The organism is Parasediminibacterium schistidii (assembly GCF_046546515.1).
Taxonomy (GTDB): Bacteria; Bacteroidota; Bacteroidia; order Chitinophagales; family Chitinophagaceae; genus Parasediminibacterium.
The window spans coordinates 1-13,357 of record NZ_JBKHKJ010000031.1 but is presented as its reverse complement, the minus strand read 5'-3'; the positions used below and the strand labels follow the sequence as shown (position 1 = coordinate 13,357).

11 protein-coding genes and 1 pseudogene are annotated in these 13,357 nt (G+C 36.7%); 8 read left to right on the top strand and 4 right to left on the bottom strand.

Features of this window, described 5'->3' with window-relative positions; all coding sequences use genetic code 11:
* Window positions 1-75: 75 nt before the first annotated feature.
* From ACHFIY_RS15860 to ACHFIY_RS15850, 3 genes are all read left to right on the top strand, one after another.
* A complete protein-coding gene (locus tag ACHFIY_RS15860) occupies window positions 76-666 on the top strand; it encodes an STM3941 family protein (RefSeq protein ID WP_410847095.1) in 591 nt (196 codons plus the stop codon).
* 210 nt (window positions 667-876) lie between these two features.
* Window positions 877-3,093, top strand: a complete 2,217-nt coding sequence (locus tag ACHFIY_RS15855; RefSeq protein WP_410847094.1) for an FUSC family membrane protein — start codon at window positions 877-879, stop codon at window positions 3,091-3,093.
* Window positions 3,094-3,213: 120 nt separating this feature from the next.
* Window positions 3,214-3,645, top strand: a complete 432-nt coding sequence (locus ACHFIY_RS15850) for a DUF3276 family protein (RefSeq protein WP_410847093.1) — start codon at window positions 3,214-3,216, stop codon at window positions 3,643-3,645.
* Between the two features lie 19 nt (window positions 3,646-3,664).
* On the opposite strand, the gene ACHFIY_RS15845 is transcribed toward ACHFIY_RS15850, so the two are convergent.
* On the bottom strand, window positions 3,665-4,633 hold the full coding sequence (locus tag ACHFIY_RS15845) for an ion channel (protein ID WP_410847092.1): 969 nt from the start codon (window positions 4,631-4,633) through the stop codon (window positions 3,665-3,667).
* Between the two features lie 160 nt (window positions 4,634-4,793).
* Between ACHFIY_RS15845 and ACHFIY_RS15840 the strand changes: the two genes are divergently transcribed.
* Complete coding sequence (locus tag ACHFIY_RS15840; RefSeq protein WP_410847091.1) at window positions 4,794-6,089, top strand: MATE family efflux transporter; 1,296 nt, start codon at window positions 4,794-4,796, stop codon at window positions 6,087-6,089.
* Between the two features lie 138 nt (window positions 6,090-6,227).
* Window positions 6,228-7,130 carry a transglutaminase-like domain-containing protein gene (locus ACHFIY_RS15835; RefSeq protein WP_410847090.1) on the top strand — a complete coding sequence of 301 codons (903 nt, stop codon included), beginning with the start codon at window positions 6,228-6,230 and terminating at the stop codon, window positions 7,128-7,130.
* Window positions 7,131-7,145: 15 nt separating this feature from the next.
* Here ACHFIY_RS15835 and ACHFIY_RS15830 read toward each other — a convergent pair whose 3' ends face one another.
* Both ACHFIY_RS15830 and galK read right to left on the bottom strand, forming a co-directional pair.
* Window positions 7,146-7,469, bottom strand: a complete 324-nt coding sequence (locus ACHFIY_RS15830; protein ID WP_410847089.1) for a hypothetical protein — start codon at window positions 7,467-7,469, stop codon at window positions 7,146-7,148.
* A 143-nt stretch (window positions 7,470-7,612) separates the two neighbouring features.
* The gene (gene galK, locus ACHFIY_RS15825; RefSeq protein ID WP_410847088.1) at window positions 7,613-8,770 is read right to left on the bottom strand and encodes a galactokinase; all 1,158 of its coding nucleotides are present in this window, start codon (window positions 8,768-8,770) and stop codon (window positions 7,613-7,615) included.
* Window positions 8,771-9,121: 351 nt separating this feature from the next.
* On the opposite strand from galK, the pseudogene ACHFIY_RS15820 reads away from it, so the two are divergent.
* From ACHFIY_RS15820 to ACHFIY_RS15810, 3 genes and pseudogenes are all read left to right on the top strand, one after another.
* Window positions 9,122-9,400, top strand: a pseudogene (locus ACHFIY_RS15820) (hypothetical protein); the annotation flags it as partial.
* 676 nt (window positions 9,401-10,076) lie between these two features.
* Window positions 10,077-10,976: a DNA cytosine methyltransferase gene (locus ACHFIY_RS15815; protein WP_410847087.1), complete on the top strand. Its 900-nt coding sequence runs from the start codon at window positions 10,077-10,079 to the stop codon at window positions 10,974-10,976.
* A gap of 28 nt (window positions 10,977-11,004) precedes the next feature.
* Window positions 11,005-11,814, top strand: coding sequence for an HNH endonuclease (locus ACHFIY_RS15810; RefSeq protein ID WP_410847086.1), 810 nt, complete (start codon window positions 11,005-11,007; stop codon window positions 11,812-11,814).
* Window positions 11,815-11,950: 136 nt separating this feature from the next.
* Here the strand turns inward: ACHFIY_RS15810 and ACHFIY_RS15805 are convergent, their stop codons facing one another.
* Entirely contained in the window at window positions 11,951-13,339 is a 1,389-nt protein-coding gene (locus tag ACHFIY_RS15805) for a hypothetical protein (RefSeq protein ID WP_410847085.1), read from the bottom strand.
* Window positions 13,340-13,357 lie beyond the last annotated feature (18 nt).

Below are 13,357 nucleotides of genomic sequence, written 5' to 3'. Positions count from 1 at the left end.
AATGCCATACTACTTATTACTATTTGCTACCTAAATAGTTACTTATATATCAATAACCAATAATATCCAATAAAAATGACTACATCCATAGAAGTTTTCTATAACAAATCAACAATAAAAACTAGGCTTATTTTATTTTCATGTTTGTTGGTATTATTGCCCTATAAGGTATTAGATTACCTTGTTACAAATTTGAATGCAAGTGCCTTCTTTAAAAACATATACTTGCAAATCATTGTTATCATTTCACTGGCTCTATTTTTAGTAGTGTATTATTATTTGTTTGAACAGTTTAAAATTTGCTATAAGAAATTTACATGCAAAAAACCTGTTTTTATTATAAATGAGCTAGGTATTACTGATAAAATAAATTGCAATTCGGTGGGGTTTATCCCTTGGCGCAACATACAAGAAGTAAATGCCTTATCTTCAAAGGAGCGTTATTTGGTATTTTTTATTAAGGATACTAATGAAGTAATGGAGAAATTCAACAAAATTAAAGTGGGTAAAAAAATAGCCCGAAACTTCAAAAAAAATGGTTCAAACATCCGGGTAGCAGTAAAGAATTTGGATGGCAATGTAAACAAGCTGAAAAAGATTGCCCAAGCCCAATTAGCAAACTATAATAAAAGCAATGGAGCTATTGTGCAGGCTAATCGCCTTTAAAAATTTTTGGTCTTCCGCCCTTGTGTGTTTTCGCTCCGCTCGTCGCCGATGTTGTGTCTCCTGACCAACAAAGAACTAGCTTGAATTGATATTGTTCAGAGACATAATATTGGCGAAGAAATAAGCTAAGAAAATAATAGATGATAAAATAAAATTCCTTCCTAATATTTTTATTACGCTATATAAAGTTTTACCTTTAAACTTTAGCGTATGAACTACCAGCTTGAAATTAAGAAATTTATTTATGGCCAATATGTGTCCACTGGGGTGCGGATGACAGCTAGTGTGCTTATTCCGGGCATTATCCTTTTCCACTACAACTTATTGTCAGTTATGATCAGCATCCCATTGGGTGCTTTGTTTGTTGCGCTCACAGACAATCCGGGTCCGCAGCACCACCGCATCAATGGCATGAAGGCTAGCATAGGCTTGAATGGGTTGATGGTTGTAATTGGTGGGCTAAGCCATCATTACCATTGGCTAATTGTTGCCCAAATTATTTTGTTCAGTTTGTTTTTTTCGCTGATTGCCGTTTACGGCAATCGTACCTATAGCATAGGGTTGGTTGCAGTGATTGTTTTCATTATTAATATCAATCTGCCCGATGGCCTTAGTGTTTGGCATAATGCGATGTACTTTACTGTTGGTGGCATCTGGTACGCATTGCTAAGCATTACTTCCATTAGGTTGCAGCCCTATCGCCCTATACAGCAATTATTGGGTGAAAACCTGATTGAGGCTGGCAATTATTTACAATCGAAAGCCCTTTTTTACAACATAGGGTTTAACGATGATAATGTGCTGCCAAAACTAATGCAGCAACAAATATTGATCCACCAACAACAGGGCGACTTGAGGGAGATTTTTTTTAAAACCCGTACCTTTTTAAAAGACACTACCAACACAGGCAGGCGGCTCACCATGATTTTTTTGGATAGCATCGATTTATTTGAACGCATCATGACCTCCCAGCAAAATTATGAAAAGCTACATGCTGCGGTAGATGGCACGGGCATCCTAGAACAGTACAAAGCCAATATTGAACTCTTGGCCACAGAACTGCACCGCACAGGTTTAAGTGTGCAAGCGGGCCATGTGTGCAATGCAAAAAAAGAACTAGATGATTTTTTGGAAAAAAGCAACCATGCTTTTATGGAGTTGCGGAAGCAACAGCTAAAACCAGCTAATATTGAACATTTTATCACCCTACGCCATATACTGTTCAGCTTACAGGATTTAACTGAACGTATCAAGCGAATACAAACCTATACACATTACGAAGAAAAAGTAAGTCGCCAGCTTTCAGCAGAAGAAGTGCAGGATTTTATTGTACATTCTAACTTCGATAAGGATTTGTTCCTGTCCAACATAGATATTGGCTCGGCACATTTCCGGCATGGGCTGCGGCTAGCTACCGCCCTTACTATGGGTTATTTAGTGTCCTTGTTCTTTGCCCTTGGGCATGGCTACTGGATATTATTAACCATTGCCACCATCATTAGGCCGGCATATAGTGTTTCGCGCCAACGGAATATTGAGCGGGTGGCTGGTACTTTTGTGGGGGTAATACTAGGGTTTGGCACTTTGTATTTTACCCAAAGCGATAGTATCATTTTTGCCGTTATGATCCTTGCAATGCTCGTGGCCTATAGCTTTTTAAAAGTGCAATACTTGGTCAGTACCGCAGGCATTACCCTGTATGTATTGCTCAATTTCCACTTCCTCTATGCGGGTGGCTTGTCAAAAGTGCTAAGCGATAGAGTGCTGGATACATTAATAGGTTCTGTGATTGCGTTTGCCAGCTCTTATTTTATTTTACCAGCATGGGAACACCAGCAAATCAATAAACTTTTGTCTGATGCATTCAAGGCCAACAAAAAGTATTTTATTTCCATAGCCGAAAGGTTTTGCATTGCCAAAGAAACGAACAAAGATTATAAACTTGCCCGCAAGGAAGCATTTGTGGCATTAGCCAATTTATCGGGTGCCATACATAGGATGCTATCGGAACCTAAGAAAAGACAGCTGAACCTGCAGCCTTATTATCAGTTAACAACCGCCAGCCACATGCTTACTTCTTACATTGCATCCCTTTCCTACTATGCACACCAATATGGCGAAAAATATTGTGGGACTGGCTTTGAAATAATGACAAAAAAAATTATCAAACAATTTGACGATGCCATTGCGCTGGTTGACGATGAGAATAATATTACCATCAGCACAACTGACAAATTCCCACTAAATAAAAAAGTACAGCAATTATTAGAAGCCCGCAGGAAAGATTTAGAATCCGGTATTGACAGCGATTTAAAAAAAGTGCGCAAAACCCTATCGGAAATGAAAACCATTACAGACCAATTTCAACTCGTGAGTTCGCTAGTGCTGGATGAGATAAAAGTACTGCAAGGGATGAGAGGGGGCTAGGGTTATAGCTTTCTGATATTTTTAGAAATGAATTACAAATAAAATAGTTGCTTGATATTTTAATAATTCACTAAGAATACTATATTTGTGTTATCTATTTTCACACAAAAACCAATAATTGTGGGTTACGAAGGGAACGAAAACAAAATAACAAATGTGTACAGCAATAGGATAAAAGCTGGCGTAAAAAGGACTTATTTTTTTGACGTAAAAGAAACACGCAACAATGGATGCTGCCTTGTGGTAACCGAAAGCCGAAAACGTTTTGACGACAGGGGCTATGACCGTAATAGCATCTATATTTACAAAGAAGACATCAACAAGTTTGCAAAAGGCCTCACCGAAGCAGTAGACTATATTAAAACAGAGTTACTTCCCAATTATGATTTTTCTTCTTACGATAACGCCTATGCATCCACAGAATATATTGGAGTTGAAACAGAAAAAATAGAAAGGGAGTATCAAAAAACAGAAAATATCGAAATGTTTTCTTCAAGTTCAGCCATAGAAAAGCAATATCCTTTAAATATAGATGAGATAGACAAATGGTAAACTAGTGAGTTAGTATTAATTAGTATTTTATTGGAAGCTGCACTAGTTCAAAATCATTTAGTTTGTTAATGTATAATATGGTACCTGTCTTCTCCGGGTTGGGATGGTACATCTGTGTAAATCTGGCACCATAAACAAACTCCTCGTAGGTATAAGACGAACGGGAAATAACGGTATTGGAAAAACTTTCATCGAAACCTTGTATAAATATTAATATTTCTGCCTTTGCATTGTCAATATCATCTTTAGTCAAATGATACAATGGGCTTTCTTCATTAATGATATGAACTAGCGTCCAGTTAGAAATTAATGTATTTGCCCTTGAAATATCCAAGGCAAGGTTAAAAAATTTGTTTTTCTGGATACCGTCTTCCAATACTTGCATACTTAGTGTCATCCTTGCTTCTACATTTACCAAGAAGTTTTTAGTATAGGGTACCATCCTAATCATAAAAGCCACCCCTCCCCTGAAGGGCACGAACAATGCGTTTTTGCTATAATTAATATAAGATTTGGGCCTTGCAAACCTTCCATACAAAAGGCCGGTAATCAAGGCAAAACTCATAAGGCCAATCAATGCTTCCAAGGCAGCCACAAAGCTGGCAGCGAAACCAACGGGATTTATCCTGCCATAACCAACGGTAGTAAATGTTTGTGCGCTAAAGAAAAATGCCTCTCCAAATTTTTCTGCCCCATTGCTAGCTACCATGCCATTTAAGTGGCTGATACCAATGACTAGGTAAATACCAGCAAAAATAAGGTTGATAGCAACAAAGGACAAGCAAGTGATAAATAGGAACTTCCATGTAGGCAACGAAAGCAGTGCATGGTACAAATTGAACCTTTCTAAAAAAGGGACACCTCGCATTTCTTGGTTTGGCGTGCCGTCTTTGTTGAAGAAACGCCCGCCGTTACTGCCGCTGTTGGTGCCTAAACCAGTTTCGTTTTCCGCTTTTGCTTTTTTGTTGAATGCTTTTAATAGTGCCATAATATATACTTGCGAAAATACAATAATTGTAATAGCTTACTTTAGCCGCAAATTTTTTTTATTGAGACAATAGGCAAAGAGGCAAAGGGGCATAGAGGAGAGCAGGAGCCAAATAGAAAAGATACAATTTAACGATGCCTTCTAAATATAAAAGTGAACAATGAACTTTGAGAAGCTGATTAGGCAAAGCCTTATCTGGAGGGGTTTTTATTTTGTGGCGGTACTGGTGCTAAACATAGTACTAAGCCGCTATTTGCAAGCTGCTGGTGCAGGCTGGGTATATTTTTTAACCAATCTATACTCATTGGTTGTATTGGTAAGTAGCCTTAGCCTTGAAAGCGGCCTCGCTTTTTTTGCCGCTAGCCAAAAAAACATCCTAAAACAGGCATTGGGGTGGTTTGCTATGTTGTTTGCAATGGTGGTAAGCGTGCTGCTTTTACCCATGTCCAAAATTTATTTTACTTATTACCCATTGCACGATGTGCCTTCAAAAAACACAGTTTTGTTTGGTGGCTATTATACTTTAGGCATAATGCTGGTTAATTTTTTTTCTGTTTTGTTTTATGCCGAGAAAGATTATAGCACACCAAACATAGTGCTGGGGCTACTTAATTATTTCCTAGCGGGATATATTTTTTGCTTGCAAAGAAGCAATGCCCCAACTGAATGGGCAATATCAATTTATTTTATCTTTTTCATAGCTCAGGGGGCCGTTTTGGCAGTGGTGTTTCTTATCAAATACAACTTGCTCCTATCTTTTCAGTTGCCATCCTTTTTGCAGGCAAAAGAACTGCTACGCTATTCAGCCCTTGCATTAGCAGCCAATTTTGTTTTTTTCTTGGTTTACAGGATAGATTTTTGGTTTGTAGAGCAATATCGCAGCCAAGCAGAGCTCGGCAATTATATACAAGCATCCAAAATGGGGCAAATGCTACTTATCATCCCCCAAATATTGGCTAGTGTGGTATTGCCTCAAACAGCAGAAGGATTAAATAAAATAGTCATCCAGCACAACATACTAGCAATATCCCGTTTGTTGATGCAGTTTTTTTTAGTGCTGGGTATATTCAGTTTCTTTTTTGGCGAAAAAATATTCAGTGCGGTTTTTGGCAATAGCTTCCACACCATGTACCTGCCTTTCCTGCTGTTGCTGCCCGGCATGTTGGCCTTGTGCATACTAACGCTTTTTTCTGCTTATTTCGGTGGCACCAACAAAGTTTATATCAATATGGTTGGTGGTTTGCTGGCATTAGTGTTTGTAATACTGGGCAATTTTTGCTTTACCAACCAGTATGGGATAGTTGCCGCTGCCATGATCAGCAGTATTGGCTATACTATTAATTTAGCATATGCATTGTATATATTCCTTGGGCAGGAAGCATCTTTTTCTATCAAAGATTTTTTTAGGTGGCGGATGGAGGATTATAAATGGGTTAAAGGGTTGTTTAAGAAATGAGTAGCAAGTTATCTGGATAGAAGGCAGCATGTAAAACAAAATGCCCCTACAGCAACAAAAACACAGCTTCTTAAAAAACTTTAGCATTTGCAAGCTGAATTTGGAACAGTTATGGCATCATAGTAACAAATGAATGTTATGACTAAGGATAAACGCAAAAATCCGGGTTTTGTTGCTATGTTGTTTGGCTTGCTTAGCTGCGTTGTTACAGTATTATTGTTTATTATTTTATATGGGTTTTTGCCTGATTTGAGTTGGGCTTATAAGTTAGATAAAGTAATAGCCTTGCTTGCCATTGCTGCATTGGTGCTGTGGCTAGTAAAATTGTTTAGGCCGATTGTATTTGTGTTTTTAGTAGCTATTGGTGGATGGTTTACTTATAAGGTACAAAATACAGACTATGACTTATTGAATTTTTACAACGATAGCCGCCTTGTATTTACTAATATGCAAACTAACCGGAATGGCAATTTTGTATATGTTGGTTATAAAGGGCTTTCTACTGATAAGGATATTTTGAATGCTATTGACTATAACAATCCTTTGGTGAGGGATTTTGCGGTATCGGCTGCCAATGCTTCTTTTAGAAAAGAACAGCAAATAACTGGGAAAGACAACAATTGGCAGTTTATTCAAAGCCTGGCAGTTTTTAAGAAAATACGCACTAATTGGAATTATGTAAGCGACCCGGCAGGCGAAGAATATTTTGCAAAGGCAAGCGAGTCGATTAAACTGTTAGCTGGTGATTGCGATGACTATGCTATCCTCACAGCTGCCTGTATTAAATCTATTGGGGGGGAATGCAGGCTGGTGTGCATCAACGGGCATATTTATCCAGAGTTGCTTATTGGCTCCAAGCAAACTTTTGATAACCTTGCAATATTGATTGCTAAAAAGCTATTCCCCATAGAAACTAAAGGCAAAAAACTAAATTATCATTTGGATGACAAGGGGAATGTTTGGTTGAACTTGGATTATACAGCCCCATACCCTGGCGGAAAATTTATGGGTAACGATGTGATAGAGTATATCTATCCATAATGGTGGTGGGTGGCATTAAGTATTGCTTTTATTATCAATAGAATTGATAATACCCATACCTACAACTTTTTCACCTTCAAATATCTTGAACATAACACCAGACTTCAGGTTTTCGCTGATATGCCTTGAAGGGAGTAAGTTTATTTTTACAGTTGCAGAATTGCCAGCCTGTAATTCGTCTATATCTGGGAAACTAATTTCGTCAGAAAAGTGCTGCTTCGACCCAAAAGAAAATGATGGCCTAAAGTTATTGAACACATGCCTCTTCTTGCCGCCGTGGCTGGTTGGCAAAAGCGGCAATATAGCCGTCAAATTGTAAGTGATTTTATGGGTTATCATTAATTTTATTCTTTCACAAAAGCAACACAATTATTAAATGCTAGCAAGTTGCCTGAGTGAATCACATTTTTTCCAGGCAAACTAAGGGTTGCCAACCTTCAAAAGGTTGGCAACCCTACTATAAATGACGTTTTAAGGCTAAACTACCCTACCATAGAAGTTCCATCGGTAATTGCAACAATATATGTTTTCAACGCTTTTTTAAACTTTTCTTGGTAAGCTATGATAGCTGCATCTATAAAAGTGGCGGTATTTTCTTTTTTTACTAGGTTAATGGTACAGCCCCCAAAGCCGCCGCCCATCATCCTGCTTCCAGTTACCTGGCCACTTTCAAAAGCCAAGTTTTTTAGAAAATCTAATTCTATACAGCTCACTTCATATAGTTTGCTAAGGCCTTCATGGCATTGGTACATCAATTGCCCAAAACCTTCTAGGTCATTTTTATTTAATAATATTGAGGCATCGCTAACTCTTTTTATTTCCTGCACTACATAAGTGGCTCTGTCAATTGTTTTTGTTGGCAATAAATCTGTTATGCTTTGTATTTGACTCAGGGTTACATCCCTGAAAGATGTTATGGAAGGGTATTTTTCTTTTAAAACCGCAATGGCCGAGTCGCATTCCTGCCTGCGGGTATTGTATTCAGAATCGCCTAGGGAATGTTTCACGCCCGTGTCGCACAAAACAATGTCGTAGCCAGCCATTTGAAAAGGGAAGTATTCATAGTCTAGCGATTTGCAATCGAGTTTTATTACATGGTGTGCCTTGCCAAAAGTACTGGCAAACTGATCCATGATGCCGCAGTTTACGCCTACAAAATTGTTTTCGGCTTGTTTTGAAAACTGCACAATTTGCAACTTGGTTAAGCCCAACCCAAATATTTCATTCAGTGCGAATGCAATGCCGCATTCCACAGCAGCAGAACTCGACAAGCCTGCCCCCGTAGGTATGTTGCCGCCAAACACACAATTAAAAGGCTTTATCTGGTAACCCGCTTTGTTCAGTTCTACTATTACCCCCAGTACATAGTTTGGCCAGCCTTTTGAGGTTGGTTCCAAGTTAGAAAGCGAAAAAGTAAATGTGTCGTTGAAATCGGCGGCATACAATGTGCAAATACCGTCTATAGTATTTGGTGCAATGGCTAGTACTATTTCTTTATCTATGCTTGCAGGCAATACAAAACCATCGTTATAATCTATATGTTCGCCTATTAAATTAATCCTGCCTGGCGAACGGACAATAGTTGTTGCTTCTTCGTTGAATAGGGTATTAAATTTTTGTTGTACTAAAGTCGATTTCATGCTGATGGTTATTTAGCTGCTTTTAATTAAGTGTCCTGTTGACAATAATTGGGGCAAATATGCAGAAAAAACCAGGACTATGCTATAAAAAATATCTAATCATAGGTAAAAGAGAGTGGCAAATGCCCATAAGATTGGCGGGTGCATAACATTTTTTTCCTGTCAGGCTAAGGGGTTCACACAAGGACTCAAGTGCTTGTCTTTATTGCATTTGAGCCTTTCATAACGAAGTCAACTGCAAAATCTGGTTTAAACTGCAAACGCCAGGGGTTTTCTTATGCAAATAGTCATTATTTAAACAGACAAAAATGAAATAGAAATTATTACACCCCGTAACTTTTAAATGCCAGCCATATAGTGCCGTGGAGAAAAGATGAAAAGAACCGTTTAAACCCAATGAACGGACTTTGCCAAAATGCCTTGCACGACAGGGCTCTTGACAAATATTTACTAACGATTAATGCCGTAGATTATACCATACAAGTATCTTCTAAGCTTAGGGCAAAAGAAACACTTGCAATGATGGATTTTAATTTCTTTGCTTTGGCTGGCAAGGAAATTAGATTGCCCGATAAATTTTTGCATGATAGGGAATTATTAAAAAGGCATACAGAAGAGTTTGTAGTATAAATGGTCCTTAAAAAATAAAATTAGTTAGAAAGTCTCTGCCTTTGATAAAATTTTCATTTACTTAGTTTGTTGTTGGTCGGGAGACGCAACTACGGCGACGAACGGAGCGAAGACCAACTTTTACTTTGCGTTTTTGCTCGCTAAAATCTTCGCCGATGTTGTGTCTCTGACCAACATCATTTCTTCCTAGTAGTTCGTTGTTGGTCGGGAGACACAACAACAGCGAGGAAAGGTGCGAAGGCACAAGCGGCAGACACAAATTTTTTGGTTTACTAACTTTGCCGACAAACCGAACTGCTAACTTATCTGTAATAAATTTTTTGTAATAATTTTTTTAATTACAAAAAATTTATTACCAAGTTGTAATAATTTTCTTGTAATAATTTATTTTATCACATAAATTTTATTACAAGTAATGATGCTTGCAAAAAAATAAAGACGGAAAGTTGTTTATGATATGTGTTTACTAAAAAATTGTATTTACCCATTTTCATAATTGAGTGAAGAACAAGAATGCAGAAAAATAATTGCCACAATTGCTAATTAACATACAATATAGAATACGTGACTTAAAAGCCAATGTAAACGAGAAAATTCACCTGAATTTTGCACTGTGTCTTAAAGTATGCATATATACAGAAAGACAATAAATACATTCGTTCTTAAATTATTTTCTATGTATCGACCAACGGCTAAAGGGTATTTTTCAGGGTGTGGGGGAATGGAATTGGGCATTTTGTTAGCAAATATTGATGTAATACAATCATTGGATTTAGATAAGCAAGCAACGGATTGTATGAATGCGAACAAGCATTATTTTGGGCATACCATTTTAAATGAGGATATAAAAGATAAAACTGTTTTAAACCAGCCACAAACAGATATAATTATTGGCACTTATCCTTGTACTAAATATTCGCCGATTGCTGATATTCATGGGACAAGAACTGGTGATGATTTATTTCTTCATTTCTTTAGGCATATAGCCCTTGAAATGCCAGAGATGTATATTATAGAGAACGTTCCGGGCATGAGAAAATTTAAAGTTGTGATGGAAGCAATGACCAAACTACCCAACTATTATGTAAACGTATTTTGCCCTGTAGATGCTGCTAATTGGCTGCCACAAAAAAGACAACGTTTGATTCTTTTTGGAACTAGAAAACCATTTTCTTTTACTGAACCTACAAACAATTATAACAAACCTCGGCTAAAGGATATTTTAGAAAATAACCCTGAAGTAGAAATGCCTGAATATATTATCAATCGGATAAAGGGGAAGTATAGGGATTTGCCAATAGTGGTTGACCCTTCTTTGGCAAATGCAGTTGCGCCAACCTGTGTGGCGCATTATGCAAAAGATTTGAGTACAAGATTGGTAAAAGATACAAAATCCCAATACGGGGTTCGCCCTTTTTCAGTTAGGGAATATGCCCGCTTGCAAGGATTCCCTGACGATTTTAATTTTGAAAACAAACGGAGTTCTTACAGGTTAATTGGTAATGCGGTGCCAGTACAAATGGGGGAGTGGGTTGGCAAAGAAGCCATGAAGTACTTTAATAAAAATGGCCTTTAAAAGATGTTTGTTTTATGCTATAATATTTATGGTAGTCGGCAAAAGGATTATATTAGCCATTAATATGAAAGACGGGCAAAAACTTTGGACAAAAGATGAACTAATGCTAGCTATAAACTTGTATTGCAAATTGCCATTTGGTAAAATGCACAAAGGAAATCCTGCTATTATTGGTTTGGCCAAGATGATTGCTAGGACACCATCTTCTGTTGCGTATAAACTTGTAAATTTTGCTAGCCTTGACCCAAGTTTGCAGGCTAGGGGCATTAAAGGTGCAAGCAATACCAGTAAACTTGATAAACAAATTTGGGATGAATTTTACCACAATTGGGATGCTGCGCTTATTGAAAGCGAACAATTATTAGCAAACGCTAACCATGTAACCGTAGAAGCATTAAACCAGATTGACGTAAATGAAATATTGCAGCAAGGGTTGGATAAGGAAAGATTAGTAAAAACAAGGGTTAACCAATCTATTTTCAGGAAAATGGTATTGGCGGCTTATAACAATACCTGCTGCATTACGGGCATTGACAACCCCGAACTTTTGAATGCCAGCCATATTGTGCCGTGGAGTAAAGATGAAAAGAACCGTTTAAACCCAATGAACGGGCTTTGCCTGAATGCCTTGCACGACAGGGCTTTTGACAAATATTTACTAACGATTAATGCCGAAGATTATACCATACAAGTATCTTCTAAGCTTAGGGCAAAAGAAACGCTTGCAATGATGGATTTGAATTTCTTTGCTTTGGTTGGTAAGGAGATTAGATTGCCCGATAAATTTTTGCCTGATAGGGAATTATTGAAAAGGCATAATGAAGGTTTTGTTGTATAAATGTTGCCTACAAACCACAAATTGTTGGTAAGTCTCAGCTACTAATAAATTTCTTTCTTTACACTTTATTTCGTTGTTGGTCGGGAGATGCAACAACGACGAGGAATGGAGTGAAGACCAACAAGGGATGATTTTTTTATATTTCTCGAATCAAACTTTCTTCTATTACTAGTTTATTGTTAATTTGATATATGCTTGGGAAATAAACTAAATACCCTTCAAATCCGATATGTTTTAAAACTAGGCAATTGATACAAAAAAGAAGTCTTCCGTTTGTTATAGATAGATAGTGTCTATCTCCTTGCTCTGGAATTCTACCATGTAAGAAATCATTTCTTTTTTCAATTGATTCAATATCCTTTGCGGGTAAATTAATACCGAAATGTTTGAATGGCTGTAATAATTTCTGCTTATTAGTAGGTGAATTAATCCTTTCAATATCAGATGTGATTTTATTAAATGCTTCATCTGTTAGTTTGTTCTTAAACAAAACAAGAGTCTTTTTGAGTTCACATCTTAAATTTTGAGCAATGTCTTTCGATTTAATTGGCTTCAATTTTTCTTTTATTTCATCTGATATAATATTAGTTATTGTTTCCAGAGCTACAGAATATAATGTTGATGTGACATAAGCTGGTTCGGTGTGAGCCTGACAAATTAATAAAAGAGTCCTTTTGTAAACTACAGAATTTAGTAGTTCATGAATTAAGTTTTCTAAATACTTAGGTGAAAACCTAATGACAGGTACATTTACTTGATGCTGAAGGTTTACATCAGGTAAAATTGCATAACCATTTTTTAAATCGTCAAAAAAGGATTTTAAACTTAATAAAGATGTGTTCTCGAAATTTTTCGAACCGCTACCTATAATATAAATCTCTTTCCCTAAAAAGATGCCCGTTAAATAAGTAATAGCAAGTATAATTTCATCTTGTAGCGAGATGAAATTTAAGTAAGAGGATAGACTTTGGCTTTCAACAATAAAATATGATTTTTTAGTTTCTTTTGAAGTGTAAGAAAAAAGATTTAGCAATATGCCTTTTATATTAATCTCTAAAACTCCTGAGCCATAAGTGGTTGTACCAATTTTCAATGAATTATTATGAGCAAAAAATCCACTTAAGGCATGGTCTGACTCACTTATAATAATCGCCCTATAATATGATTCATTATAATTTTCTAAGGAATCAGTTGTAAAATCCTTTATATAACCTGATACTGAAGTGTGACCAGAAAACCCAAAAGAAAAAGTGCATTTGGCCTTAATAAGATCAAATACAATGCTTTTGAAATTGTTTAAAAACGTTGTTGGTAGAGTTTGAGCATAAGTGATTTTATACCTATCGTCTTGAGATGGTAGAGTCATTTTTGCAAATTCAAAGAAGAACCCATCATCCTTTCTTTGCGTTTTTACAACTGCGTTATTTAAAGTTTCATGTTCGCTAATTACTTCATAATGACACTCTGAGAAAAAAGATTCTATAGTTCTTATCGTATCAGTTATTTGTTTTTCTATTATCTGCATCTAGTTAATGTAAATTAT

Excerpts from the sequence above, each read along its gene's own strand:
- ACHFIY_RS15810 (WP_410847086.1), top strand. The coding sequence starts at position 11,005 with ATGGTAGTCGGCAAAAGGATTATATTAGCCATTAATATGAAAGACGGG.
- ACHFIY_RS15855 (WP_410847094.1), top strand. The coding sequence starts at position 877 with ATGAACTACCAGCTTGAAATTAAGAAATTTATTTATGGCCAATATGTG.
- ACHFIY_RS15830 (WP_410847089.1), bottom strand. The coding sequence starts at position 7,469 with ATGATAACCCATAAAATCACTTACAATTTGACGGCTATATTGCCGCTT.
- ACHFIY_RS15845 (WP_410847092.1), bottom strand. The coding sequence starts at position 4,633 with ATGGCACTATTAAAAGCATTCAACAAAAAAGCAAAAGCGGAAAACGAA.
- ACHFIY_RS15815 (WP_410847087.1), top strand. The coding sequence starts at position 10,077 with ATGTATCGACCAACGGCTAAAGGGTATTTTTCAGGGTGTGGGGGAATG.
- galK (WP_410847088.1), bottom strand. The coding sequence starts at position 8,770 with ATGAAATCGACTTTAGTACAACAAAAATTTAATACCCTATTCAACGAA.
- ACHFIY_RS15860 (WP_410847095.1), top strand. The coding sequence starts at position 76 with ATGACTACATCCATAGAAGTTTTCTATAACAAATCAACAATAAAAACT.
- ACHFIY_RS15805 (WP_410847085.1), bottom strand. The coding sequence starts at position 13,339 with ATGCAGATAATAGAAAAACAAATAACTGATACGATAAGAACTATAGAA.
- ACHFIY_RS15840 (WP_410847091.1), top strand. The coding sequence starts at position 4,794 with ATGAACTTTGAGAAGCTGATTAGGCAAAGCCTTATCTGGAGGGGTTTT.
- ACHFIY_RS15835 (WP_410847090.1), top strand. The coding sequence starts at position 6,228 with ATGACTAAGGATAAACGCAAAAATCCGGGTTTTGTTGCTATGTTGTTT.